This window comes from Bacillus sp. 165 (assembly GCF_017742235.1).
Classification (GTDB): domain Bacteria; phylum Bacillota; class Bacilli; order Bacillales; family Bacillaceae_G; genus JAGHKQ01.
Genome location: NZ_JAGHKQ010000004.1, coordinates 140,098 through 165,752, shown reverse-complemented (window position 1 = coordinate 165,752; position 25,655 = coordinate 140,098). Strand labels below are relative to the sequence as shown.

The following is a 25,655-nucleotide window of genomic DNA, read 5'->3' as shown; positions in this document are numbered from 1 at the left end:
AATTTTCTAAATATTTTACATATTAAGTGTATTATAAATTTGATGACTTGGCAAAGGGCAATCTTGCAGTAAAAGCAATAAAAATCACCTTGCAGCATAATTGCAAGGTGATTTTTATTATCCATTCCGTTGTTGTTGATTTATATATTCTTCAATCATTTTTTTATGTGAACCCACGATATAATCTGGAAGCTCCGTTACAGAAAAAAACTGCAAATCCAACGCTTCATTTTTATTTATAACCGGCGTTCCTTCATATTGCTTTGTATAATAAGCCATCGTTACCGTCTGAAACTCATCTCCGTTTGCAAGTTTTACAAAATAGTTTTTCCCAGAATATACGTTAATCAAGGACAAATTTTTCACTTGTAATCCTGACTCCTCGAGTACTTCACGTTGTGCCGTTTCTTCCGGAGATTCTCCAAGCTCCATTAATCCGCCAAGCAGTCCCCATTTTCCATGCGGTTCCCTTCGTTGCTGCAACAATACCCGCTCTTGTTCATCAAGCACTAAGACAACCGAACCAACAAGAATAAGCGGCCGGTGACCAACTATCTTGCGTAATTCCTCTACGTACCCCATAGTAACAAGCCCTTCTGTTAAATTTTCACTCTTTCTTACATAGCTTATGTACAACATAACAAGATGTGTGACAGGCTTCAAGTCGTTTTATGTAATTGTCCTTTATAAATAACTGTTCACGTCAGCTAATTCATGTGTAATTGTTTCCAATCTCTTTTTCCTATGTAAAAAGCCCATTCCTTTGAGGAACGGGCTTTTTTTCTAATTAATATACAGACGTATTCTCTTTTGACACGTTTTCTAAAATTTCTTTTACACGAGCCAAGAATTTGCCACAAATTAAGCCGTCAAGCACACGGTGATCTAAAGATAGGCAAAGATTTACCATATCACGAGCACCGAACATTCCGTTCTCCATAAATACAGGACGTTTTACAATAGATTCTACTTGTAAAATAGCTGCTTGCGGATGGTTGATGATACCCATAGATTGAACAGACCCGAAAGAACCAGTGTTATTCACGGTAAATGTTCCACCTTGCATATCTTCAGACTTCAGCTTCTTAGTTCTTACTTTTGTTGCAAGTTCAGTAATTTCACGCGCAATGCCTTTGATTGTTTTCTCATCTGCGTGCTTGATAACAGGTACAAATAATTCTGTTTCTGTTGCTACTGCAATAGAGATATTAATATCTTTCTTTTGGATAATCTTATCTCCAGCCCACATAGAATTAATTTGTGGGAACTCTTTTAATGCTTGGGCAATAGCTTTAACAAAGAATGCAAAGAAGGTTAAATTAAATCCTTCTGTCTTCTTGAATTCATTTTTAATGCTGTTACGGTACTCGACTAAGTTTGTTACGTCAACTTCGATTGTCATCCAAGCATGCGGAGCCTCATGCTTGCTGCGAAGCATATTGGCTGCGATTGCTTTACGTACACCTGTAACTGGAATTTCGATATCCCCAGGCATCGTCGGAATGGAAACTTCTTTAACAGGCGCTGCTTTCGCTTCTGCTTGCGGTGCTGGTGCCTCCTGTTGTACCGATACAGCTGGTTTTTCTTCTTTCTTAGCACCTGCAACCGGAATATTTCCAGACTCAACTATTTTCAAAATATCTTTACGAGTGATGCGACCATTGGCCCCTGTTCCCGTTACTTGATCAAGATCAATATTGTGCTCTCCTGCAAGCTTCAACACAGCTGGAGAATAACGAGGTTTATTAGCAGCCTTAGGCTCTTCTGCCTTTACTTCTGCCGCTGCTGGCTTCTCCTCTACAGCTGTAGCAGCTGCTTCATCTGCTCCTTCCACTTGGATTAAGCAGATAACTTCACCTACAGCCAATGTGTCTCCTTCTCCTGCTACAAGCTCTTTAATTACGCCTGTAAAAGAAGATGGCACTTCTGCATTTACTTTATCTGTCATAACCTCTGCAAGCGGATCGTATTTATTTACACGATCTCCCACAGATACAAGCCATTTGCTTATTGTACCTTCTGTTACGCTCTCACCTAACTGAGGCATTGTAATTTTTTCCATACCCATTATTCCACTCCTCCCCGACTAAAATTCCGCAAGCTCGCGCATTGCTTTTTCTACTTTATCTGGGTTCACCATGAAGTACTTCTCCATTGTCGGTGCATAAGGCATAGCAGGAACATCCGGACCTGCTAAACGAGCAATTGGAGCATCTAGATCAAATAAGCAATTTTCTGCAATGATTGCCGCAACCTCGCCCATTACACTTCCTTCTTTATTATCTTCTGTTACAAGAAGGACTTTACCCGTTTTAGATGCCGCTTCAATGATTGCTTCCTTATCTAAAGGATAGATTGTACGCAAATCTAAAATATGAGCGGAAATACCGTCCTGTGCTAATTTTTCAGCTGCTTGCAATGCAAAATGAACGCATAATCCGTAAGTGATAACTGTAATATCATCACCTTCACGTTTTACGTCTGCTTTACCGATTGGCAATACATAATCATCTTCAGGTACTTCACCTTTAATTAAACGATATGCACGCTTATGTTCAAAGAACAATACAGGATCTTCATCACGGATTGCCGCTTTCAATAACCCTTTTGCATCATAAGGAGTAGATGGAATTACGATCTTCAAACCAGGTTGATTTGCAAATACCGCTTCTACAGATTGAGAATGATACAGCGCTCCATGAACACCGCCGCCAAATGGCGCACGAACAGTCAGAGGACAAGTCCAGTCATTATTGGAACGATAGCGGACACGTGCCGCTTCAGAAATAATTTGGTTTACAGCTGGCATAATGAAATCCGCAAACTGCATTTCTGCGATTGGACGCATTCCATACATTGCAGCTCCAATTGCCACTCCTGCGATTGCAGATTCTGCAAGTGGAGTATCCATTACACGGTCTTCACCGAATTTATCATATAATCCTTGCGTCGCTTTAAATACGCCGCCTTTCAGTCCCACGTCTTCACCTAGAACAAACACGCGCTTGTCGCGTTCCATTTCTTCGCGCATCGCTAATGTAATAGCGTCAATATAAGACATTACAGCCATGAAAACTTCCCCCTTATTCCGCGTATACGTACTTCAATGCAGATTCCGGATCTGCATATGGTGCTTTTTCTGCGTAATCCGTTGCTTCGTTCACGATTTTCATTATATCGTCCAAGATTTGCTTTTCAAGCTCATCTGTCAGCACACCCGCTTCTTTTAAATACATAGCGAAAGTATACATTGGGTCTTTCTTTTTCGCCTCTTCTACTTCCTCACGGTTACGATATGCACGATCATCATCATCACTGGAGTGTGCAGTTAAACGATAAGAAACTGTTTCAATTAAAGTTGGACCTTCGCCGCGGCGGCCACGATCCGCAGCTTCTTTTACTGCCTTGTAGACTTCAAGCGGATCATTTCCATCTACTGTGTATCCCGGCATTCCGTAGCCGATTGCACGATCAGATACCTTTTCGCAAGCCAATTGCTTTTCAATCGGTACAGAAATCGCATATTTATTGTTTTCACACATGAAGATTACTGGAAGCTTGTGTACACCAGCAAAGTTCGCACCTTCATGGAAGTCACCTTGGTTTGAAGAACCTTCTCCAAACGTTACAAACGTCACAAGATCCTTACCTTCCATGCGACCCGCAAGCGCTACTCCTACAGCATGAGGTACTTGCGTTGTAACTGGTGAAGATCCTGTTACAATGCGGTTTTTCTTTTGTCCGAAGTGACCTGGCATTTGACGTCCGCCAGAGTTCGGATCTTCAGCTTTTGCGAATGCGGACAGCATTAACTCTTTCGCAGTCATTCCGAACGTTAATACAACGCCCATATCACGATAGTAAGGCAACACATAATCCTTTTCGCTGTCAAGAGCAAATGCCGCTCCTACTTGCGCAGCTTCTTGCCCCTGACAAGAAATTACAAACGGAATTTTACCGGCACGGTTTAAAAGCCACATACGCTCATCAATTTTACGAGCCATAAGCATTGTGCGATACATTTCTAATACTTGTCCGTCAGTTAAGCCAAGCTCAGCATGACGATTTACTTTTACATTTTCAGCCATTTAAAACCCTCCTAATCTTCTACGCATGCAACGCTTTGCCTTCTACAGCTAAAGCAGCTTCACCGATTGCTTCAGACAGAGATGGATGCGGGTGAATTGTTTTTGAAATTTCCCAAGGAGTTGCGTCTAACACTCTTGCAAGACCTGCTTCCGAAATCATATCTGTAACATGAGGTCCAATCATATGAACTCCAAGCAAATCATCCGTTTCTTCGTCCACTACAAGTTTGACAAAACCATCATGTTCTCCATATACTAAAGCTTTTCCGATTGCACGGAACGAGAATTTTCCAGTTTTTACGTTATAGCCTTTTTCTTTCGCTTCTTGTTCTGTATATCCAACAGAAGCTACTTCTGGATTACTGTATACGCATTTAGAGATCATAGAGTAGTCGATTGGTGACGGGTTATTTCCTACAATATGCTCTACTGCTGTCATTCCTTCATGAGAAGCCACATGAGCAAGCTGTAATCCGCCAATCACATCACCGATAGCATAAATATGAGACTCTTTCGTTTGGAAGAATTGGTTTGTTTGAATATAGCCTTTTTCCACAACGATATCCGTATTTTCTAAACCAATGTTTTCAATGTTAGCTTGACGCCCTACAGATACCAGCATTTTTTCTGCACGGAATTCTTTTTCTTCTTCTTTATACAATGCTTTGATCATTACGCCGTTATCTTTGACTAAAGTATCCGGCAGTACTTTTGCTCCCGTTACTACTTGAATACCTTTTTTCTTCAACAAACGTTGCATTTCTTTGGAAACTTCATGATCTTCTAACGGAAGAACTCGGTCAGCATATTCAATTACCGTTACCTTCACACCAAAATCTGCAAGCATGGATGCCCATTCGATACCGATAACACCGCCGCCAACAATGATGATAGACTCAGGAAGAGTTTCCATTTTCAAAGCATGGTCAGAAGACATTACATATTCTCCGTCTAAATCTAAACCTGGCAATGACTTCGGGCGAGAACCTGTTGCAAGCAGAACATTTTTTGGAATTAAAATTTCATTCTCTTCTCCGTTGTTCATTTCTACAGAAATAGTACCTGGCATAGGAGAGAAAATAGAAGGACCTAAAATACGACCATAGCCTTCATATATATCGATTTTCCCTTGCTTCATTAAATGTTGTACACCTTTATGAAGCTGCTCCACGATTTTTTCTTTTCTTCCTTGTACTTTTGAAAAATCTAATTCAACGCCGCTTGTCAGCACACCAAATTCTTCACTTTTCAATGTTGTTTTATATACTTCTGCACTGCGAAGTAACGCTTTACTAGGAATACACCCTGCATGAAGACATGTCCCACCAAGCTTTCCTTTTTCTACAAGAGCTGTTTTTAGACCTAACTGTGATGCACGGATTGCAGCGACGTATCCACCAGTACCGCCTCCGACAATGACTAAATCGTATTCTGTTGCCATTTAGCTCAACTCCTTACAGTTGTTTCCTTTTTACGAATGATATATTCTTTTGCTGCTTCTTCTTCACGAAGGACACGCAACGCCCCTTCAGCAAGCGCTTCTAGTTCATTTTCACCAGGTTGGACAATCACGTCAGCAATCCAATCGATACGGCTTGTAATTTCGTGTACGAGCATTTTGCTGTATGCAAGCCCCCCAGTCAATACAACAGCATCGATTTTCCCCTGTAAAACAGCACTTGCTGCACCGATTTCTTTTGAAACCTGATATGCCATAGCATTGTAAACCAGTTCCGCTTCCTTATCTCCTGCTTCAATCATGTGTTCCACTTTAATTGCATCATTTGTACCAAGCAGCCCTACAAGACCACCTTGTCCTACCAGCTTCTTCATTATTTCATCTCGGTAATAATCACCAGAGAAGCACATTTCAACAAGCTGTCCTGCTGGTACTGTTCCTGCACGCTCTGGGCTGAATGGACCGTCACCATGCAAACCATTGTTTACATCGATAACCTTACCTTTTTTATGAGCCCCGACTGTAATTCCGCCGCCCATATGAGTGACAATTAAATTTAGCTCTTCGTATTTATGTCCCAGCTCTTTTGCTACTTTTCGAGCTACAGCCTTTTGATTTAATGCATGAAAAATACTTTTTCTTTCAATATTAGCTACACCGCTGATACGGGCAACATCATCCAGTTCATCTACTACAACAGGGTCAACAATATATGCTGGTATATTCAAGCCAGTAGCAATTTCGTGTGCAAGAATACCTCCCAAGTTAGAAGCATGATGTCCGCTGTATCCCTTTTTTAAATCTTCCAGCATAGCTTCATTAACCGCATATGTACCGCCTTCGATTGGGCGAAGCAGTCCACCGCGTCCGCATACAGCATTTAGTTTAGAAATATTAATTCCGTGCGAATCTAGTACCTCTAAAATGGTATGCTTGCGAAACTCATACTGGTCAATAATTCGTTTATATTTGCTGATTTCTTCTTCGTCATGTCGAATCGTTTCTTCAAAGATTGGTCGTTCGTTATCAAATACTCCTATTTTTGTAGAAGTACTTCCTGGGTTGATTACAAGAATTCGAAAAACAGACAATGTCTATCCCTCCATAAATTAAACAAGGGAAAGAGGTGATTGTTCACCCCTTTCACACTTTAGATTAGCGACGGCTTAAAATGTGGTGGCCGTTTTGTAAAAATGTGCTTCTGGAATTTTTCATGCGTGCGATACGCTCTTCAGCAAGACGGTCAGCTGCTAAATATGTTGGAATGCCGTCACGCTTAGAGATTTCAATAACTTTTGCAATGTTATCATATACGCCTTCAACTTTCTTAAGAGCACGTTCTCTGTTGTAGCCGTATAATTCGTCAGCTACGTTAATTACACCGCCGGCATTGATTACATAGTCAGGTGCATATACAATACCCATTTCGTGAATGATGTCACCATGACGAACTTCTTTTAATTGGTTATTTGCAGCCCCTGCAATTACACGAGCTTTAATTTTTGTGATTGTATTGTCATTGATTGTTGCGCCTAATGCACATGGAGCATAAATATCACATTCTACACTGTAAATATCTTCTGGATCTACAGCTCTTGCTCCAAATTCTTCTACTGCACGTTGTACCGCTTCTTTGTTGATATCTGTAACGATCAACTGTGCACCTTCAGCATGTAAATATTTACATAAGTTATAAGCAACGTTACCTACACCTTGTACTGCTATTACTTTTCCTTCTAAGCTGTCTGTTCCAAATGCTTCCTTAGCAGCAGCTTTCATTCCGCGATATACACCGAATGCTGTTACTGGAGATGGATTACCAGATGAGCCGAATGAAGGAGAGATTCCTGTTACATAATCTGTTTCTTCATGGATAAGGTCCATATCATCCACAGTTGTACCCACATCTTCAGCTGTGATGTAACGACCGTTTAATCCTTGGATAAATCGACCAAACGCACGGAACATAGCCTCATTTTTATCTTTACGAGGGTCTCCGATGATAACCGTTTTTCCTCCACCTAAGTTTAAACCTGCTGCAGCGTTCTTGTAAGTCATTCCTTTTGCAAGGCGTAGCGCATCTTCAATAGCTGCTGCCTCAGATTCATAAGTCCACATTCTTGTACCGCCAAGCGCCGGTCCAAGAGTTGTATCGTGAATAGCGATGATAGCTTTTAAACCTGATTCTTTATCTTGGCAAAACACTAATTGTTCATAATCATAAGTTTCCATATATTTGAAGATTTCCATTGTAGTTCCCCCTAATGTTACGTTTATTTAGAAGCAGTAGAAACCGCTAATGCTAACGAGTATACTTTTGTCTCTGCTGAATCAGCACGAGACGTTAAAACTACAGGAGCTTTTGCTCCGGAAATAATTGCGCCTACTTTTGCATCCGCAAAGTATATAAGCGATTTGTATAATGCATTCCCAACTTCAATTGTCGGCACTAATAAAATATCAGCAACCCCTGCAACTTCGCTTTCAATTCCTTTGTGTTCTGCTGCAATTTTTGAAACAGCATTATCTAAAGCAAGTGGTCCATCTACTATACAATTCTTTATTTGTCCTCTGCGGTTCATTTGTGTTAATAACGCAGCGTCGACCGTCGCTTGCATTGCAGGATTTACGACTTCTACAGCCGCAATAGGTGCTACTTTTGGGTTTTCAATGCCGATAGAACGGGCTGTGTCTACTGCATTTTTCAGAATAGCTACTTTTTGCTCTAAGTCTGGTGCAATGTTCATAGCTGCATCGGTAACGATGATGAAACGATCATAATTCGGAACCTCAAACACCGCTACATGAGATAGAACTCCGCCCTTACGAAGACCATATTCTTTATTTAATACAGCCTTTAAAATGGATGCTGTCGCAATGTTTCCTTTCATCAACACATCTGCTTGACCGCTGCTCACAGCTTTAACTGCTAGCTCTGCTGCTTCTGCACCTGACGAAGCTGAAATAACGTTCACCGCTTCATGCTGTTCCATTTCATGCGCTGTTAACATACTGACGATAAGTTCTTCATTTCCGTATAGAAGAAAATTTGCCAATCCCATACGTACCGCCTCAGCTACAGCTTCAATTACTTCATGATCCTCTGCTGCTGCAACAGCTACTGTCTTACGAGGCTGTTCGCTGACTTGATCGATAAGCATTTTTAAGTTCATGTTTCTGAATCAATCCTTTCACATCATCCCTCGCTATTTTAATAATGCAAATGCCATGCCAACTTTTAAAAAAACCTTCAAAAAAATATTAAAATACCGTAAATAAAAGCGCTTTCCTACATTTTTTGTTTATTTCAGAATTTAATTACATTTTGCCGAACATAAAAACCACGCAATAAAATGCACATCATGCAGATTATTGCGTGCTATTTTTTGCATACTCGTATTTTTCAAGCTTATAATATAAATTACGCAAAGAAACTCCTAACGCTTTTGCCGTTTTTGTTTTGTTCCCTTGGTTTCGACTTAAGTATTCTTGTATTACTCGTCCCTCGAACTCGGTAACAAGCTCTTCTAACGACTTATCATGGTCTTCAGAAAGCTGAATTAATCCACGTGCTTGCTCTTGTTTTATTCCAATAGAAAACTCAGGCAAGTGCTCTACGTCTATATAGGATTCGTAATAATTCATAAAAATAATCGCACGCCCAAGTATATTCTCTAGCTCCCTTACATTCCCCGGCCAATTATACGATTGAAGATGCCGAACAGCAGCTTCTGTTAATCCTTCAACATTACGTCCGTAATCTTGATTTATTTTTTGAATCAAACGATCTGCAATAGCAACAATATCCTCTTTACGCTGTCGAAGAGCCGGTATATAAATCGGTATTTTATTTAATCGGTAATACAAATCTTCACGAAATTCCCCTTTTAAAATGGCTTTTTCTAAATTTACATGTGTCGCTGCAATTATACGGACATTCACTGGTACAGGTTTCGTTCCTCCCACGCGCACAATTTCATTCTCTTGTAGCACACGTAAAAGTTTTGCTTGCGTGTTAGCCGATAACTCTCCGATTTCATCAAGAAAAATACTTCCATTATTTGCTTCCTCAAAAAACCCTCTTTTCCCCCCGCGTTTGGCACCAGAGAAAGCTCCTTCTTCATAACCAAACAATTCACTTTCTAACAGAGACTCCGATATCGCTGCACAGTTTACCCTTATAAACTTGTTATACTTGCGATTACTCCCGTTATGAATGGCGTGAGCAAAAAGCTCTTTCCCTGTTCCTGATTCTCCGCGCAATAAAACTGTAGCTGGTGTTTTGGCACCAAGTTTCGCTTGTTCAATCGCTAAATTCATTCCGTCAGATGTCCCAATTATATCTTCAAATGAATACTTAGCTTCCAACGTACGGATAATTTGACGCGCTTGATGAAGTTCATTTGTCAACTTCTGAATCTCAGAAACATCACGAATAACCCCTACACTTCCTTTTAACACACCATCTACAATAACAGGAGCCACATTTACAATAACATCACGTTTTTTCTGCCCTACCTTCATCGGGATGCCACGCACAGGACGCCTTGTTTTCAGCACCCTCATATGCATACTTTCTCCTTCGGCAATATCAGCAGTGGCAGGCTTGCCAATAATGTCTGCTTCAGTAAGACCAGTCAATTTACTATAGGCCGAGTTTATCAAGATCCCCCGTCCTTGTTCATCCACCACCGAAATAGCTTCTTCGGAAGATTGAATAATCGCCTCAAGGAGTGATTGTGTTTCTTTGGAATTTGTCACTTCTTCAGCCAAATTCACAATCTCCGTAATATCTTTAAAAACAGAAAATGCCCCTTCTAACTCTCCTGTTTCACTTAATATTGGAATGCGTGTGGAAATTACTTTTTTCCCGTTTTGCAATTCCACCTCCTGATTCACTTCAATGTGGCGTGTACGAATTACACGGGGCAATTTACTTGCAGGAATGATATCTAATATATCTTTCCCTAGGATATCTTTTTGACGTTCCCCCGTTATTTTCTCCGCACTCTTGTTAAACAAAATGATTTTCCCTTCCTTATCTACTACAATCATTCCATCATGAGTGCTGTTTAATATAAGATCTCGACGGTGCGTTTGGTCTCTGAGCCGTGTGATTAAAGTATCCTTTTCACCCACAAGTCTCGCGATAATTTTCGCAACAGAACCTGGAATAACGAGCGATTTTCCACCGCACTCCTTTATAATATTTTGATACAGCTTACTATCTCCAGTAGTATCTATAATTACATCAATATCATCATCCTTAAACACCTTCCAATCTGCCGCAGTCGGAATATTATATTTTTTTGCCACTTGAATACCAAGCGCCTGACTTTTCAAATCCACAATCGCCACAACCTCTAACACATCGGTTTGTCGCAATAGATGAAGGATGGCAGTTCCTCCTTTTCCTCCCCCTATGATCATTACCCGTTGTTTCAAAGGACCATCTCCTAATCATCTGTAATTATGCAATTTTTTTCACACCTATATCTTACCCATAGTTTTCACTCTTGACAAACAAATCACACTTGTAAGATGCTGTTAGTAGACTAAATTAAAAGGCAGGGTTTAAACATGAGCCGTTATTTCGCTTTATTGCTTGCACTTATTCCTCTTATCTCAGCAGTTATGGGTATTAAGCTGATGCGCGATACTGTATTCGCCATACTTAATGCTCCTATTCCTTCATTGTGGCTCCAATTTCTAATTGGCGTTTTAGCTTTTACGCTTGGTATTTATATTTTTGGAGGCTTTGTATTGCATCGAGACCGTAAGAGAAACAAAGTACAAGCTAGATTTAAAAAATAAAAGATGCTCCCATCGGGAACATCTTTTATTTTCTGTTATCTAATATCCGCTTCGCTTTTTCAGGAAAATCCGTCACAATTGCAGAGATGTTTAAAGCTGTCAGTTCAAGCATCTTCTGTTCATCATTCACAGTGTACGGACGTACGGCAACTTGATTTTGCATCGACTGAAGAATAGTAGCATCACTGATATACTTATAATTCGGATGAATCGCACGAGCACCCATTTTTTTTGCATATGCCCAAGGCGTATGCAATCCTGTTTTATACAAAATAGCCGTTTCAATATCAGGTGCAAGCTGATGGCATTTCATCATACTAAAATGATTAAAAGACGATAAAATCACTCGCTTCTCCATCTCATATTTCCGAACCATTGTAAGAATCTCTTCCTCTAATCCCCGATAAGCAATTTTATCATTTTTCAATTCTATATTTAATACCATATCATTACTTTGCATCCATTCAAGTACTTCTTCTAGAGTAGGGATAGAACAGCTCCCTGTCTTATCCTTAAATTTATAACTTGCATCAAATTTTTTTAATTCCTCATATGTATAATCCTTGACCGCTCCTTTCCCATTTGTAGTGCGATCAATTGTTTCATCATGAATAACAACAACTCTTTTATCTTTGCTCATTTGCACGTCTAATTCCACACCATGGGCTCCCAGCTTTTCTGCTTGCATAAAAGAAATCATTGTATTTTCAGGGTACGTTCCTGCGGCACCCCGGTGTCCTAAAATAATCGTCACCTATACATCCCCCTAATCATTTATAATTCCTTTGTATCTGTTATACTAAAAATACAGTTACGTTTTATCAGCAAAACACCCGATTTCTACAGTGTTACTGATGATTCACAGAAAGAGGAGGCAGAAAAATGAGACCCTTACAAATTTCTCCAGAAACAGCAATTAAACTTGCCAAAGCATTAAATGTTCCCCTCGAACAATTGATGCATATGCCCCAGCACATATTAATACAAAAAATGGTAGAACTCGAAAAGAAAAAAGAAGCCTCAGAATAATATTCACTACCTATTAATGTTCCTTTAAAACCAAAAAAAGTCCTGCATAACAGCAGGACTTTTTCTCTATATTAACATATACACCCCAAAACTTCCCCTCCTGTATTATACAAAATAAGAAAACGTTTTCCTAGAGAATTTTTTATTTTTTATACTCATCTCCTAAAAAAAATCACAGCAAACCTACCTTCTGGAAAATATCCTCAATAACAAGGGAAGGCAAATCCATTACAGGGAGGTCATTTGATAGCAGCAAATCTTTTAACTGTCGTACAGTTTCATTTCTTTCTTTTTCATTCAATCCTCGAAGCATTTCATCCACTTTTTCATCACTATCTAAAATATACTGCAATAACGCCTCAATAAAATCATGATCAAGTACATCAAAATAGTAAACAAGAAATAAAATACCTTGCCTTTCCTTTTTCACTGAATAAACAAGCAATGATTCTGTTAATCCTGTCGTTTGTACTTTCACACTATTTTCCAAGGCATTATAATGTACCTCAACTTGATAGATTTGACGCCCTTTATCAAACGGACAATATGTAGAGCCGACAAAGCTTTTTATCACCTCTTTTGGTTCTACAGTGTGCTCATACTGCATTGAAAAGTTCTTTGTAGTAAGCGTATCTTTTAAATCCCGATAAAGATCTTGTAATCGGCTTCCCGTTTTATCCACAAAACTCACTCCTTACATCCCGCTTTATGCAAAAAGATCCAACTACAAAATATTTTAACCACCGAGACCATTATATAAGTCATCGGCTTCCAAAAAGAAAAAGCACTCCTATTTCACCAGTCATTTCCTGTTAAAATAGGAGTACTTTTCTATTTCTTTCATGAAGCCTTATGTTCTAAACGTAATTTATCAGCCACCATCGCGATAAATTCAGAATTCGTAGGCTTTGCTTTTGACATAGAAACCGTGTAACCGAAAAGCGAAGAAATGGATTCAATATTCCCTCTGCTCCATGCTACTTCAATAGCATGGCGAATTGCACGTTCTACGCGGCTAGCAGTAGTGTTATATTTTTTGGCTATATCTGGATACAATACTTTCGTAATAGAGCCTAACAGTTCAATATCATTGTACACCATAGAAATAGCTTCCCGAAGATACATATACCCTTTAATATGGGCAGGAACACCGATTTCATGAATAATACTTGTAATACTGGCATCCAAATTCTTCGGCTTTCCTTCTAAAGCAGCAGAGCGGAAGGATGGGAGCGGCCGCTTTACAAAAGCACTTGTTTTGCCGCTTACTTGGCGAATATGCCCTGTTAAGTTTTCCATATCGAATGGTTTTAAGATGAAGTAGGAAGCTCCGAGGTCAACAGCTTTTTTTGTTACATCTTCTTGGCCAAATGCCGTTAACATAATAACATTTGGCTGTTTCTCTCTTTCCATGAAACGAAGCTTTTCTAAGACAGCAAGTCCATCAAGATGCGGCATGATAATATCCAATACTAATACATCAGGGTCTTTATCCTTTAATAAATTCAAACATTCCTGTCCATTATAAGCAACCCCGATTACTTCCATATCATCCTGCTCAGATACATAGCTTTCTAACATGGATACCAATTCTCTATTGTCATCCGCCAGACACACCTTAATTTTCTCCACAGTTCTTCCTCCCCCATACCGATTCATCTTTTTTCATCTAAATGAGCTACTAACTAAAGTTTTCGACAATCGTTCGCTTTTTCCTTTTAAATTTTCTATAATTAGTAAAAAAACCTTTCAAACAGTGGTTTTCTCGTAATATTTTTTATTTTCGACTATTTTCTTTCGTTTTCGCTGTTCATTCTTTTTCATTTGTCGAATTCATTCTCTTTTACGCGCTTCTTTCTAACTTATATGCCCTTTTACCACACTCAAAATATGTAGTCACTCATAATTCTACAATAAAATAACCAACATGAGAAACATTTCTTTTGATTTTAATTAAAAAATTAAAAAATTCTTAAAATAAAAAATAAAATTAATAAAAAAGCAAGCCGATTTTGTCAGCTTGCCTTTTTGTTGTGGTTGTAATTTTCATAAATGTTGATTCCAGCTTCATTTAACATCCACTCAATATGAACGCCATATCCTGAGGTTGGATCATTCACGAAAACATGTGTAACTGCCCCAATTAGTTTTCCATCTTGAATAATCGGACTTCCGCTCATTCCTTGCACAATTCCACCTGTTTTTTCCAATAAGCGTTTATCAGTAATTTTGATAACCATACCTTTGGTCGCAGGAAATTTTTGCGGTACGCTGCTTACAACTTCTACATCAAATGCTTCTACTTTATCTTTATCAATTACCGTCAAAATTTGAGCAGGACCTTCTTTCACTTGATTCGATAATGCTATTGGCATTTCTTTATCCATAATTCCATTGGTCAAAGAAGTATTTAATTTACCAAAGATACCAAAGGGACTGTTTATAGTAATATTACCGATAATTTTATGATCGGGCGAAAAACGTGCTAATTTTTCACCAGGGTCCCCATTACTTCCTTTTTGAATAGAAGTTACAGTAGAACGTACAATTTGACCATTTTCCACTTGAATCGGCTTTCTTGTATCATTATCAGAAATAACATGACCAAGAGCACCGTATTTCATCGATTCTGAATGTATAAATGTCATTGTACCTATACCGGCTGCAGAATCACGAATATATAGACCAATTCGATATGATTCTTCATTTTTATCTCGAAGAGGAGTCAGCTTTGTGTGAATCGTTTTAGAATCTCGCAGCAATACAATATCCAATGCTTCTCCCGTTTTTCCGCTATGTTGAATAAAAGGAGCAACATCGCTCATTTTTTCAATCGTTTTGCCATTAATTTCAGTAATCATATCGCCTATTTTAATACCAGCAAGCTCTCCCGGTGACAGCTTTCCTTTTTCAGTTTGAATCAAATGATGACCTACAACTAGAACACCTTTTGTATTCAATTTAACTCCTATGGACTGTCCACCTGGAATTACTTTAAAATCCCTCAACACTTTAACATTCACTTTCTTTATAGGAAAACCTGCCAACTGCAAAATCATATCGGCTTCTCCGCTATCATGTGCGCTTAATGATAACTCTTCTTCTTTTGCAGCGCTTCCACCAACTGTAAATACAGCTGGATTACTGGATGTTACTTTAAACACAGGAGCCGATGAAGATATTTGAGATCGTTGTCCTTCGAATAATACAACTTGATTTGGAATAGAAAAAAATTCTCTGACGGGTTGACAGAACCCCATTAATACTAATGAAACAAGGAGAAATGCACCAAAAATTCTTCTAATTATATCTACTTTCAATCCTTTCACTCTCCTCGCTCCTACCCACATTCAGCCGAGTGGCTTCACCATTTAATTTCTCCTTTAATGATGGCATTTATAACCCGTCAGATATAAAAAAGCTATCCTTTTATTGGATAGCTTCAGATGTTTGTTTAATACGCTTGGCCTGCTGCAAAAGCTCCCGAGCATGTTCATTTGTTACCTCAGTAATTTCAACACCCGAAATCATTCGTGCAATCTCCGTTACTTTTTCAACTTCATTCAAAACTTTAACCGAGGTACTAGTACGGTCATTTATAATTTCTTTTTGAATAAATAAATGTGTGTCTGCCATAGAAGCAACCTGCGGTAAATGAGTAATACACAATACTTGCGAATCGACAGAAACCCGATAAATCTTTTCCGCAATAGACTGAGCAACGCGACCGCTGACTCCTGTATCTACTTCATCAAAAATAACAGAAGTAACGCCTTGATGTTTAGAAAATATACTCTTAAGCGCTAATATAATACGGGAAAGCTCTCCTCCAGATGCGACTTTTGAAAGGGGCTTTAACGGTTCTCCAGGGTTTGTGGAAATATAAAATTCAACGTTATCAAATCCATCCGCTGTCAACTTGACCGGCACACCTTCTACTACAGGATCATCTATCGATCCTTCTTTCTTCGTCATAACGACTTCAAATTTCGTTTTATCCATGTACAGCTCTTTTAACTCTTGCTGAATAGCATGAGTAAGCTGATTCGCCAATTTCCGGCGCATTGCCGATAACTCTATCGCTTCTTTGACAATAACACCTTCAAGTTCTTTGAGCCGTTTTTTGGTCTGTTCTATATGTACATCTTTATTTTCGATAGTCAGTATCTCTTGTTGAATTTTTTCAGCATATTCTAAAATTTCCTCCACAGTATTGCCATATTTCCGTTTTAATATACGAATTTCATTTAAACGAGTTTCGATATACTCTAAACGCTTCGGATCATATTCCATTGCATCCAGCTTCTCGCGCAGAGTGTAAGATACCTCTTCAAGCAAATAATAGCTATTGGCGATCGTATCATACGTATCTTTAAGAGATGTATCTATATCAGTTATAGTTTCAATTTGTCGCATGACATTTCCTATATGATCAAGACCACTTCCTTCGCCTCCTAAAGAACGGTAAGCATCTCCAAGTGCTTTAAAAATTTTTTCGAAATTAGAAATTTTCATTCGCTCTTCCATCAGACTTTGATCTTCGCCGATTTTCAAATCTGCTTTTCGGATTTCCTCGAACTGAAACTGTATTAAATCAAGACGGTGAGCCATTTGTTGCTCATTTTCCGTCAAGTTTCTAAAGTGTTTCTTCGCCTTTTCATATTGCACATAATACTGTTGATAGGCACCCATTCGCTGCGCTAGGTTTGCAACATCAAAATGATCTAGCATAAACAAGTGTCGTTCATCATTCATCAAATCTTGATGCTCATGTTGTCCATGAATATCTACAAGCGTCTTTCCTATATCTTTTAACGTACTAAGCGTCACAAGCTTGCCATTAATACGGCACACACTTTTTCCATTTGCATTGATGTCACGCTTTAAAATAATCATCCCGTCTTCTATAGCAATATCAAGGTCGGCTGCTTTTGCAACGCATGGATGATGTACATCTTCTATGTAAAACAATCCTTCAATTTCTGCTTTTTCTGTCCCGTATCGAACAAATTCATATGATCCCCTGCCTCCAACGAGGAGACCAATAGCATCAATAATAATCGATTTTCCGGCTCCTGTTTCGCCACTCAATACTGTAAGGCCTTTTTCAAACGAAACGGATAAAGATTCAATTATGGCAAAATTTTTAATAGATAGTTCCGATAACAAAACACCACTCACCTCGTTATCACAATATCATATTTGCATAAAAAGAGAAAGCGTGACCTATAAAAGATAAAAAGCCTTACATTCATTTTATCTTTCTGAACCCAGTAGAAAGACATAACAACAGACTTTTTCAGTCTGCTAATGAACGTAAAGCTTTATGCTTTATAACATATTGATAAATCTGTCACGAATCACTGCAGTATCTTCAGGGGTACGGCAGATAATCAAGGCCGTATCATCACCGCAAATCGTACCCAGAATTTCATCCCAATCTAAGTGATCTATTAACGCTCCAATAGCATTTGCGTTTCCTGGTAATGTTTTTAAAACAATCATATGTCCTGCAATATCGAGCTTTACAAATGCATCGACAAGATTTCGTTTTAATTTTTGAAGCGGATTAAAGCGTTGGTCGGCTGGCAAGGAATACTTATATCTTCCATCATGCAATGGCACTTTCACAAGATGCAGCTCTTTAATATCGCGTGAAACAGTCGCCTGCGTTACATTAAATCCTTCGTCTCTTAAGATATCAACTAGTTCATCTTGTGTTTCAATTTCTTTATTTGCAATAATTTCCCGAATTTTAATATGGCGCTGACCTTTATTCATAATTATGCACCTCACCACTATCTTCACAAAATTTTTAACTTTTACATGATATTACTTCATAATAATGTTAACTCATTCCATTGTCCTTGTATACATTTGTTTTGTAGAACAATCGTACTTTTAAGAGAACCAAGTCGGTTTTTTAGAGTTTTATTTTTCAAGCATCTAGTTATCATTTTCTCACTTTTTTACATTATTTCTTCATCTTTTCCTATGATTTATACTACGAACAATGCTAACAAAAAAGAGGAGCCCATTCTCCTCCTCTTTTACAGCGATTTTAATACTTCATGCGCTTCTTCTACGATTATACTCGGTTGCTTCTGACATAAGTTTTCACCAGTTTCCCGTTCTCCATTCCATTTCAAATGAACAAGAAATTCAATATTTCCATCGCCGCCGGTAATTGGAGAAAATGTTAGAGCTTGTACATCAAACCCTTCTTTCAAAGCAAAGTCTATAATGGTACCGATAACCGACTCATGCACTTTCCGATCGCGTACAATTCCCTTTTTCCCAACTTGCTCTCGTCCCGCTTCAAATTGGGGCTTAATTAAAGCTGCTACATCACTATTTGGAACAAGTAATGTTTTTAAAACAGGCAAAATCAGCCTAAGGGAAATAAACGACACATCAATACTTGCGAACTGCGGCATACCATACTGTAAATCTGCTGGAGTGACGTAACGAAAATTAGTACGCTCCATCACTACAACACGCTCATCTTGACGCAGCTTCCAAGCAAGCTGATTGTATCCTACATCCAATGCATATGATAACTTTGCTCCATTTTGCAATGCACAATCTGTAAATCCCCCTGTAGAGGCTCCTATATCCAGTACAATCTTATCTTGTAAATCAATATGAAATTCCTGCAGAGCCTTTTCCAGTTTAAAACCGCCACGGCTCACATATGGCATAATCTGCCCTTTGACTGTTAACATAGACTCCCGGTCAATCTTTTCTCCAGGCTTATCTAAGCGTTCTTCGTTTGCATAAACCAGCCCGGCCATGATTGCACGCTTTGCCTTTTCTCTTGTTTCTGCCAGTCCGCGTTCGACCAACAATATATCTACTCTTTCTTTCTTGCCGTTCATATATTACGCCCTTTTTTCTTTAATTGGAATTATTGATTGAATTCGTTCTACAACGTCTTTTTCCGTCATACCGATTTCTTCAAGCAACTTATTAACACTTCCATGTTCTATAAATCGATCTGGAATCCCCATTCTATCAATGACCGCATTATGATATCCCTTATCATGGGCAAATTCTAACACTCCACTCCCAAATCCTCCAGCCAAGACTGCCTCTTCGATTGTTAAAATTGGGATATTTCTTGATAATAATCCATGAAGGTATTTTTCATCCATCGGCTTAATAAAACGTGCATTAACTACTTGAACAGAAATACCTTTTTTCTCTAAAGATGCAGCAGCTTTCATCGCCATATCAATTGTTGTCCCAAATGTTAAAATCGCCGCATCTGTACCCTTGCGAAGAGTTTCCCAAGTGCCAATCGGTATCTTTTTCAGTTCAGTATCCATCGGTACTCCAAGACCGTTTCCTCGTGCATAGCGAAGAGCAATAGGACCCTCATCATAAGACAATGCTGTACATACCATATGCTGACCTTCGTTTTCATCTTTCGGCATCATTATTACAAGATTTGGAACATGACGTAAAAACGCTATATCAAACACTCCTTGATGTGTTTCTCCATCCGCTCCCACCAATCCCGAGCGGTCAATACCAAAAAATACATTTAGATTCTGACGGCATACATCATGAACAACTTGGTCATATGCACGTTGCAGAAATGTTGAATAAATAGCCAAGAACGGTTTCATTCCTTGCGTAGCTAAACCAGCCGCCATCGTTGTCGCATGCTGCTCCGCAATTCCTACATCAAACATTCGATCAGGAAATTCTTTAGCAAAATTTTCTAATTTCGATCCTACTGGCATTGCAGGTGTGACAGCTACAATACGAGGGTCTGTTTTCGCTAGTTTACGAACTGTTTCACTAACAACTTTACTCCATGCAGGCGGTGCCTTTTCCGGTTTAACAAAGTCACCAGACTCGATTTTGTATGGACCAGTACCATGCCACTCACCAATAATATCGCTTTCTGCAGGTTTGTATCCTTTTCCTTTTTTTGTAATAACATGAATAAGGACTGGACCCTTTGTTTTTTTAGCATAGTGTAAGTTTTCTAATAAATCCTCATAATTATGACCATCTACAGGCCCTAAATATGTAAATCCAAGCTCTTCAAAAAATACCCCGGACATCAACATATATTTCAAGCTGTCTTTTAGCTTTTCAGCAGTGGCCGCTAGTTTTCCTCCAACAGCTGGGATTTTCTTGAGCAAGTACTCGAGTTCATCTTTTACCCACTGATATTTTCCCGCGGTGCGCAATCTTCCAAGGACATTATGAAGGGCCCCCACGTTAGGAGCAATGGACATTTCATTATCATTCAAAATAACAATCATATCTGTTTTTTCATGACCGATGTGGTTTAATGCTTCTAATGCCATCCCTCCGGTCAAAGCACCGTCTCCAATAATAGGTATGACATACTCCTTCGTCTTTTTTAAATCACGCGCAATGGCCATCCCCATAGCAGCAGACAAAGACGTAGAACTATGACCAGTTTCCCATACATCATGCTCACTTTCACATCGCTTCGGAAACCCGCATAACCCTTTATATTGACGCAAAGTACCAAAATCTTTTGCACGCCCTGTTAAAATTTTATGTACATACGATTGATGTCCGACATCCCATAAAAATTTATCTTTCGGGCTGTTGAACACTTTATGAAGAGCAATGGTCAGTTCTACGACACCTAAATTCGGAGCAATATGGCCACCGGTGCTAGAAAGCTCTTCAATAAGAAATGTACGAATCTGTGCACTGAGCTCATTCAATTCTTCAATGGACATTTTTTTCAAAAAGTCAGGATTCTTAATTTCCGTAAGATCCATATGGATCACTCACTTTCATTTCGTAATCAATGCAGGTCTTCATGGCGGAATACAGCGAACCTTCTTTAATCAAGGAGTTTATTCCCCCGAAGTGCATAACTAAATCAAATAGGATGTTACAGATAGTGCATATCTAACAGTTCACTTCTCTAAAGCTGAAGGCGAAGCCCTCATGTATGCAGAAGTGGACCTCCATTTTCTCTTGAATTATTATAATGAATATTTCCTAAATATAGTAGTATATATTTTATGCACCATGTTCGTTTATACTCCTATTTTTGTTAAAGCGCTGTCATTACCATAAGGTGTGCTTTTTATCTGCTGAAGTTTTCCATTTTCTCACCTTGCCTGCTTCCACGTATCCAGGAGTCTTTGTCGGCTTACGTGATGAAAAAAGAGCCGCTAACACACAAGTGATAACGGCATCAGTCTCGCTTAAACAAACCTTTGTAAAATATTTATATCATAAAAATTGTATTTACTCAACAAAGGCGGCTTTTCACATAATAAATACAAAGCGGCTGTATCCTTACTATATATTAATGATTGCGTTTTGCCACCAAGTCACAAATAGCAAGTAAATATTCGTTCTGTAAACCAAGAGGAATAATTGCCTGTTGAGCTTTTTGAATGGTTTCATTTAAAATTCCCTTTGCTTCTTGTGCTGTAAACAAGGTCGTATACGTACTTTTCTCATTTTGTATATCACTTCCAACTGGCTTTCCAATCAGCTCTTCTGTTCCTTCTATATCCAGAATGTCGTCTTGAATTTGAAAAGCAAGGCCAAGGTACGCAGCAAATTGCATAAGAGCGCATAGTTGTTCTTCTGTGGCATTGGCTAAAATCGCACCAGCTAGAACCGAATATTCTAGCAATCGCCCCGTTTTATTTTTATGTATGTATTCCAATTCAGCCAGGGATAGCTTTTTTCCTTCTGCTTCCATATCTGCTACCTGCCCAGCTACCATTCCCTCTGGCCCTGCTGCTTTTGCAAGCTCTCTTACAAGACGCAGCTTCATACTGTCCGTAACGGACTCATGACGCGCCTCTGCAATAATTTGAAAAGCATAAGTCAAAAGCCCATCGCCAGCAAGGATGGCCATCGCTTCTCCAAAAACCTTATGATTCGTCGGTTTTCCTCGCCGTAAATCATCATTATCCATAGATGGTAAATCATCATGAATAAGAGAGTATGTATGGATCATTTCCAGTGCACAAGCTATAGGAAGACCAATGTCTTTCGTTTTACGGAATGCATGTAGCGTTGCAAACAATAACATTGGGCGAATGCGTTTTCCGCCTGCTTCTAGGGAATACATCATTGCCTCCCGTATAACAGAAGGACATTCCAGCCTCGCTGTATATTCTAACACTTTTTCATCAACCAGCTTTTTACTCTCTTTACTAAAAGCCTGAAACGTTACGCTCGACACAATTATTCCTCTCCCCCGATAGAAAACGGACGCAACTCCCCATTTTCTCCTAAAATAACGGTCATCTGTTTTTCAACATTTTGTAACTTCTCATGACAAATTTTTGAGAGCTCCATCCCTTCTTTGAAATAAGAAATGGCATCTTCAAGCGGAACATCACCTTGTTCCAGCTTGGTTACAATTTCCTCTAACTGCGCAATAGCTTCCTCAAAGCTCCTTTTCTGCTGTACCATTATTTATGTCACGCTCCTCTATTTCTGATACGTTACAATTTAGCATACCATCTTGCAACTGAACGCTTATTCTGTCACCAATCTCCACTTGCTGAATGCTTTTGATAATATGTTTCTCTTCACTATATACCGCACTGTAGCCTCGTTTCATAACATTGAGGGGACTTAAAGTCTCTAGCTTTGACAGTGCTCTTGTAAAGGTAAATTCTTTAACACGCAATACATTATGGAGCTCCTTTTTCAACTGTTTTTCTAATGTATTGAATGCCAGCTTTGCATGGTCAATTTTTTGCTGCGGATGATGGTTGTGTAAACTTAAAGTCAATTGTTCTATCTGTTTTTGTTTGTTTTCCATAACTCTTTGTTGTGCGCGGACTAATTCTTCTAACATACGATCAAACTGCTCTTCTTTTTGTCTATAAAGCTGGTGCGGATAGCGAAACGCATAAGCATTTTGCAAATTTGTCAGCTTATCCACCTTTCTTTGCAGCTGTTCATTCATTCGCCTTTGCAGACGAATTGTTCTCTGTATCACTTTTTCCTGCACATCCACTATATTTGGAACGGCTAACTCAGCTGCAGCTGTAGGTGTTGGCGCCCGCATATCAGCAACAAAATCAGCAATAGTAAAATCGGTTTCATGCCCCACTGCTGAAATAACTGGCACCTTACTTGAAAAAATAGCACGTGCAACCATCTCCTCATTAAACGCCCATAGCTCCTCAATAGATCCGCCACCTCGGCCAACAATTAAGACATCAATCCTATTCATTTTATTTGCGGTTTCTATTGCATTTACAATTGACGGCGCTGCAAACTCCCCTTGTACTAAGGCAGGAAAAACAACAATATGTGCAATAGGATATCGTCGTTTTAACGTGGTCAAAATGTCGCGTACGGCTGCACCTGTGGGAGATGTAACGACACCGATTGTTTTTGGATAGACAGGAACACGCTGCTTATAGCGTTCCGAAAACAATCCTTCCTCATGCAGGCGAGTTTTAAGTTGTTCATACGCTAAGTATAAATTTCCGATTCCATCTGGCTGCATCTCATTTACATATATTTGGTAAGTGCCGTTCGCCTCAAACACCGACACCTTTCCTTTCACAAGTACCTTCATACCATCTTCCGGCTGAAAAGCAATATTTCGGTTCTGATTAGAAAACATCACAGCAGAAATCCTTGCATTTTCATCCTTTAAGGTGAAATACATATGACCTCGGCTGTGATATTTAAAGTTTGAAATTTCTCCTTTTAACCAGACCGCTTGCAAATGAGGATCCCGATCTATTTTTGCCTTTATATACCGTGTCAGAGCTGTGACGGTTAAATATTGCTTTTCCATAACACAAAGCTCCCTCCTCACTTTAGCAGCGAGGGAAGCTCCCTCGCTGCTGATCTAAATTAATTGGACTTATATTCCCTATTTTGTACAAATCATCTGCTTTCGTTCTGCAGATAATACCGTATTATGCAACAACATTGTAATCGTCATCGGACCTACTCCCTTTGGAACAGGAGTAATGTAGCTTGCTATATTTTGTACTTCATCAAAATCAACGTCGCCGCACAGCTTCCCTGTTTCTAATCTATTTACCCCAACGTCGATAACAACTGTTCCTTCACTTACGTAATCAGCTGTTACAAATTTAGCACGCCCTACAGCTACAACTAAAATATCTGCCAGTTTTGAAATTTCTTTTAAATTTTGTGTTTTTGAATGACAGTATGTAACTGTTGCATCTTCATTTAAAAATAATTGTCCAACAGGCTTTCCGACAATATTACTTCTACCAATTACTACAACATGTTTGCCAGCAATATCGATATTTTTTGCTTTCACTAATTCAATAATCCCATGCGGAGTACACGGAAGGAAAGTATCTTGCCCTGTCATCATTTTACCGACACTAATCGGATGAAACCCGTCTACGTCTTTCTCAGGTGAAATGCTCTCAATAACGGCATCCTCATTAATATGCTTTGGCAATGGTAATTGAACTAAAATACCATGAATAGTATCATCAGAGTTTAAACGATTGATTTCTTGCAATAATTGTTCTTCCGTAATCGTTTCAGGTAGTTCGATCAATTCAGAATAAATGCCTACTTCTTCGCATCCTTTTTCTTTTCCTTTTACATATGATCGAGAAGCAGGGTTGTTTCCTACCAAAATAACAGCAAGACCAGGAGTAATACCCTCAGCTTTTAATTTCCCCACTTTTTCTTTAAGTTCTGAACGTTTTTGCTGTGCAATTTCCATGCCTTGAATTATTTCTGCCACCATTGCCTATTCCCCCTATTATATTATATCTTTATTTATTAAATGGATTGTTTTACCTTTGATAAAACTCCATTAATGAAACGTTTCGACTCCTCATCCCCAAATACTTTCGCTACTTCAATTGCCTCGTTCATTGTTACATTTTCAGGAATATCCTTCATAAACTTCATTTCATATACAGCTATACGTAAAATATTACGGTCGACAGTGCCAACACGTTCAAGCTTCCAATTTTCTAAATGTTTGCTTATTAATCCATCTAATTCTGCTTTATGTTGAACGCAACCTACCACAAGATCTTCGAGAAACTCGTCGCTGGTTTCGCCTTCTTCTAATGTATTTTCAATTGCGACCTTCGGTTCGATATCTCCACTTATATCTATTTGATACAGTGCCTGCATCGCTTTTTCTCTTGCCATCCTGCGCTTCATTTTCATTCTCCTTTATTGCTTCTTTTTTATAGTATAGTTTTTCAGTCATAATTTATCCCGCATTAATAGATAGTATATCCTACTCGAAAACTGCGTAAGAACACCAA

General features: G+C 38.9%; 24 protein-coding genes. 2 read left to right on the top strand and 22 right to left on the bottom strand.

Features of this window, described 5'->3' with window-relative positions:
- Positions 1–117: 117 nt before the first annotated feature.
- The 9 genes from J7Q84_RS08515 to J7Q84_RS08475 form a co-directional block, all read right to left on the bottom strand.
- Positions 118–582, bottom strand: coding sequence for an NUDIX hydrolase (locus J7Q84_RS08515; protein ID WP_209094097.1), 465 nt, complete (start codon positions 580–582; stop codon positions 118–120).
- 205 nt (positions 583–787) lie between these two features.
- Positions 788–2,068 carry a dihydrolipoamide acetyltransferase family protein gene (locus tag J7Q84_RS08510; RefSeq protein ID WP_209094096.1) on the bottom strand — a complete coding sequence of 427 codons (1,281 nt, stop codon included), beginning with the start codon at positions 2,066–2,068 and terminating at the stop codon, positions 788–790.
- Positions 2,069–2,086: 18 nt separating this feature from the next.
- Positions 2,087–3,070, bottom strand: coding sequence for a 3-methyl-2-oxobutanoate dehydrogenase subunit beta (gene bfmBAB / locus J7Q84_RS08505; RefSeq protein ID WP_209094095.1), 984 nt, complete (start codon positions 3,068–3,070; stop codon positions 2,087–2,089).
- Positions 3,071–3,083: 13 nt separating this feature from the next.
- A complete protein-coding gene (locus J7Q84_RS08500) occupies positions 3,084–4,088 on the bottom strand; it encodes a thiamine pyrophosphate-dependent dehydrogenase E1 component subunit alpha (RefSeq protein ID WP_209094094.1) in 1,005 nt (334 codons plus the stop codon).
- Between the two features lie 19 nt (positions 4,089–4,107).
- Positions 4,108–5,529 (bottom strand): dihydrolipoyl dehydrogenase, encoded by a 1,422-nt coding sequence (gene lpdA / locus J7Q84_RS08495; protein ID WP_209094093.1) that lies wholly within the window; start codon positions 5,527–5,529, stop codon positions 4,108–4,110.
- 5 nt (positions 5,530–5,534) lie between these two features.
- Positions 5,535–6,638: a butyrate kinase gene (gene buk, locus J7Q84_RS08490; RefSeq protein ID WP_209094092.1), complete on the bottom strand. Its 1,104-nt coding sequence runs from the start codon at positions 6,636–6,638 to the stop codon at positions 5,535–5,537.
- Positions 6,639–6,702: 64 nt separating this feature from the next.
- A complete protein-coding gene (gene bcd, locus J7Q84_RS08485; RefSeq protein ID WP_209094091.1) occupies positions 6,703–7,797 on the bottom strand; it encodes a branched-chain amino acid dehydrogenase in 1,095 nt (364 codons plus the stop codon).
- A gap of 23 nt (positions 7,798–7,820) precedes the next feature.
- Positions 7,821–8,720 (bottom strand): phosphate butyryltransferase, encoded by a 900-nt coding sequence (gene yqiS, locus J7Q84_RS08480; RefSeq protein ID WP_209094090.1) that lies wholly within the window; start codon positions 8,718–8,720, stop codon positions 7,821–7,823.
- Positions 8,721–8,916: 196 nt separating this feature from the next.
- On the bottom strand, positions 8,917–10,992 hold the full coding sequence (locus J7Q84_RS08475; protein ID WP_209094089.1) for a sigma-54 interaction domain-containing protein: 2,076 nt from the start codon (positions 10,990–10,992) through the stop codon (positions 8,917–8,919).
- Positions 10,993–11,127: 135 nt separating this feature from the next.
- Here J7Q84_RS08475 and J7Q84_RS08470 point away from each other — a divergent pair, with 135 nt between their 5' ends.
- Positions 11,128–11,361, top strand: a complete 234-nt coding sequence (locus tag J7Q84_RS08470; RefSeq protein ID WP_209094088.1) for a DUF2627 domain-containing protein — start codon at positions 11,128–11,130, stop codon at positions 11,359–11,361.
- Between the two features lie 25 nt (positions 11,362–11,386).
- Here the strand turns inward: J7Q84_RS08470 and J7Q84_RS08465 are convergent, their stop codons facing one another.
- The gene (locus tag J7Q84_RS08465) at positions 11,387–12,115 is read right to left on the bottom strand and encodes a glycerophosphodiester phosphodiesterase (RefSeq protein WP_209094087.1); all 729 of its coding nucleotides are present in this window, start codon (positions 12,113–12,115) and stop codon (positions 11,387–11,389) included.
- A gap of 128 nt (positions 12,116–12,243) precedes the next feature.
- Between J7Q84_RS08465 and J7Q84_RS08460 the strand changes: the two genes are divergently transcribed.
- Entirely contained in the window at positions 12,244–12,390 is a 147-nt protein-coding gene (locus J7Q84_RS08460) for a YycC family protein (protein ID WP_209094086.1), read from the top strand.
- 172 nt (positions 12,391–12,562) lie between these two features.
- Here J7Q84_RS08460 and J7Q84_RS08455 read toward each other — a convergent pair whose 3' ends face one another.
- The 12 genes from J7Q84_RS08455 to nusB form a co-directional block, all read right to left on the bottom strand.
- On the bottom strand, positions 12,563–13,072 hold the full coding sequence (locus tag J7Q84_RS08455) for a hypothetical protein (RefSeq protein WP_209094085.1): 510 nt from the start codon (positions 13,070–13,072) through the stop codon (positions 12,563–12,565).
- A 158-nt stretch (positions 13,073–13,230) separates the two neighbouring features.
- Complete coding sequence (spo0A, locus tag J7Q84_RS08450; RefSeq protein ID WP_209094084.1) at positions 13,231–14,022, bottom strand: sporulation transcription factor Spo0A; 792 nt, start codon at positions 14,020–14,022, stop codon at positions 13,231–13,233.
- A gap of 383 nt (positions 14,023–14,405) precedes the next feature.
- Positions 14,406–15,719: a SpoIVB peptidase gene (gene spoIVB / locus J7Q84_RS08445; protein ID WP_209094083.1), complete on the bottom strand. Its 1,314-nt coding sequence runs from the start codon at positions 15,717–15,719 to the stop codon at positions 14,406–14,408.
- Positions 15,720–15,819: 100 nt separating this feature from the next.
- The gene (gene recN, locus J7Q84_RS08440; protein WP_209094082.1) at positions 15,820–17,559 is read right to left on the bottom strand and encodes a DNA repair protein RecN; all 1,740 of its coding nucleotides are present in this window, start codon (positions 17,557–17,559) and stop codon (positions 15,820–15,822) included.
- Between the two features lie 162 nt (positions 17,560–17,721).
- Positions 17,722–18,171, bottom strand: a complete 450-nt coding sequence (gene ahrC / locus J7Q84_RS08435) for a transcriptional regulator AhrC/ArgR (protein WP_209094081.1) — start codon at positions 18,169–18,171, stop codon at positions 17,722–17,724.
- 269 nt (positions 18,172–18,440) lie between these two features.
- Complete coding sequence (locus tag J7Q84_RS08430; protein ID WP_209094080.1) at positions 18,441–19,268, bottom strand: TlyA family RNA methyltransferase; 828 nt, start codon at positions 19,266–19,268, stop codon at positions 18,441–18,443.
- A gap of 3 nt (positions 19,269–19,271) precedes the next feature.
- Complete coding sequence (gene dxs, locus J7Q84_RS08425; protein WP_209094079.1) at positions 19,272–21,164, bottom strand: 1-deoxy-D-xylulose-5-phosphate synthase; 1,893 nt, start codon at positions 21,162–21,164, stop codon at positions 19,272–19,274.
- Between the two features lie 539 nt (positions 21,165–21,703).
- A complete protein-coding gene (locus J7Q84_RS08420) occupies positions 21,704–22,597 on the bottom strand; it encodes a polyprenyl synthetase family protein (RefSeq protein WP_209094078.1) in 894 nt (297 codons plus the stop codon).
- Positions 22,598–22,599: 2 nt separating this feature from the next.
- Complete coding sequence (locus J7Q84_RS08415; protein WP_209094077.1) at positions 22,600–22,830, bottom strand: exodeoxyribonuclease VII small subunit; 231 nt, start codon at positions 22,828–22,830, stop codon at positions 22,600–22,602.
- Complete coding sequence (gene xseA / locus J7Q84_RS08410; RefSeq protein WP_209094076.1) at positions 22,805–24,178, bottom strand: exodeoxyribonuclease VII large subunit; 1,374 nt, start codon at positions 24,176–24,178, stop codon at positions 22,805–22,807. Before xseA ends, J7Q84_RS08415 begins: the two co-directional genes overlap by 26 nt.
- A 78-nt stretch (positions 24,179–24,256) precedes the next feature.
- A complete protein-coding gene (folD, locus tag J7Q84_RS08405; protein WP_209094075.1) occupies positions 24,257–25,120 on the bottom strand; it encodes a bifunctional methylenetetrahydrofolate dehydrogenase/methenyltetrahydrofolate cyclohydrolase FolD in 864 nt (287 codons plus the stop codon).
- Positions 25,121–25,155: 35 nt separating this feature from the next.
- The gene (nusB, locus tag J7Q84_RS08400) at positions 25,156–25,548 is read right to left on the bottom strand and encodes a transcription antitermination factor NusB (RefSeq protein WP_209094074.1); all 393 of its coding nucleotides are present in this window, start codon (positions 25,546–25,548) and stop codon (positions 25,156–25,158) included.
- Positions 25,549–25,655: the final 107 nt, after the last annotated feature.

Coding starts and splice junctions, on each gene's coding strand:
- J7Q84_RS08515 (WP_209094097.1), bottom strand. CDS start 582: ATGGGGTACGTAGAGGAATTACGCAAGATAGTTGGTCACCGGCCGCTT.
- J7Q84_RS08510 (WP_209094096.1), bottom strand. CDS start 2,068: ATGGGTATGGAAAAAATTACAATGCCTCAGTTAGGTGAGAGCGTAACA.
- bfmBAB (WP_209094095.1), bottom strand. CDS start 3,070: ATGGCTGTAATGTCTTATATTGACGCTATTACATTAGCGATGCGCGAA.
- J7Q84_RS08500 (WP_209094094.1), bottom strand. CDS start 4,088: ATGGCTGAAAATGTAAAAGTAAATCGTCATGCTGAGCTTGGCTTAACT.
- lpdA (WP_209094093.1), bottom strand. CDS start 5,529: ATGGCAACAGAATACGATTTAGTCATTGTCGGAGGCGGTACTGGTGGA.
- bcd (WP_209094091.1), bottom strand. CDS start 7,797: ATGGAAATCTTCAAATATATGGAAACTTATGATTATGAACAATTAGTG.
- yqiS (WP_209094090.1), bottom strand. CDS start 8,720: ATGAACTTAAAAATGCTTATCGATCAAGTCAGCGAACAGCCTCGTAAG.
- J7Q84_RS08470 (WP_209094088.1), top strand. CDS start 11,128: ATGAGCCGTTATTTCGCTTTATTGCTTGCACTTATTCCTCTTATCTCA.
- J7Q84_RS08460 (WP_209094086.1), top strand. CDS start 12,244: ATGAGACCCTTACAAATTTCTCCAGAAACAGCAATTAAACTTGCCAAA.
- ahrC (WP_209094081.1), bottom strand. CDS start 18,171: ATGAATAAAGGTCAGCGCCATATTAAAATTCGGGAAATTATTGCAAAT.
- J7Q84_RS08430 (WP_209094080.1), bottom strand. CDS start 19,268: ATGAACGGCAAGAAAGAAAGAGTAGATATATTGTTGGTCGAACGCGGA.
- dxs (WP_209094079.1), bottom strand. CDS start 21,164: ATGGATCTTACGGAAATTAAGAATCCTGACTTTTTGAAAAAAATGTCC.
- J7Q84_RS08415 (WP_209094077.1), bottom strand. CDS start 22,830: ATGGTACAGCAGAAAAGGAGCTTTGAGGAAGCTATTGCGCAGTTAGAG.
- xseA (WP_209094076.1), bottom strand. CDS start 24,178: ATGGAAAAGCAATATTTAACCGTCACAGCTCTGACACGGTATATAAAG.
- folD (WP_209094075.1), bottom strand. CDS start 25,120: ATGGTGGCAGAAATAATTCAAGGCATGGAAATTGCACAGCAAAAACGT.
- nusB (WP_209094074.1), bottom strand. CDS start 25,548: ATGAAGCGCAGGATGGCAAGAGAAAAAGCGATGCAGGCACTGTATCAA.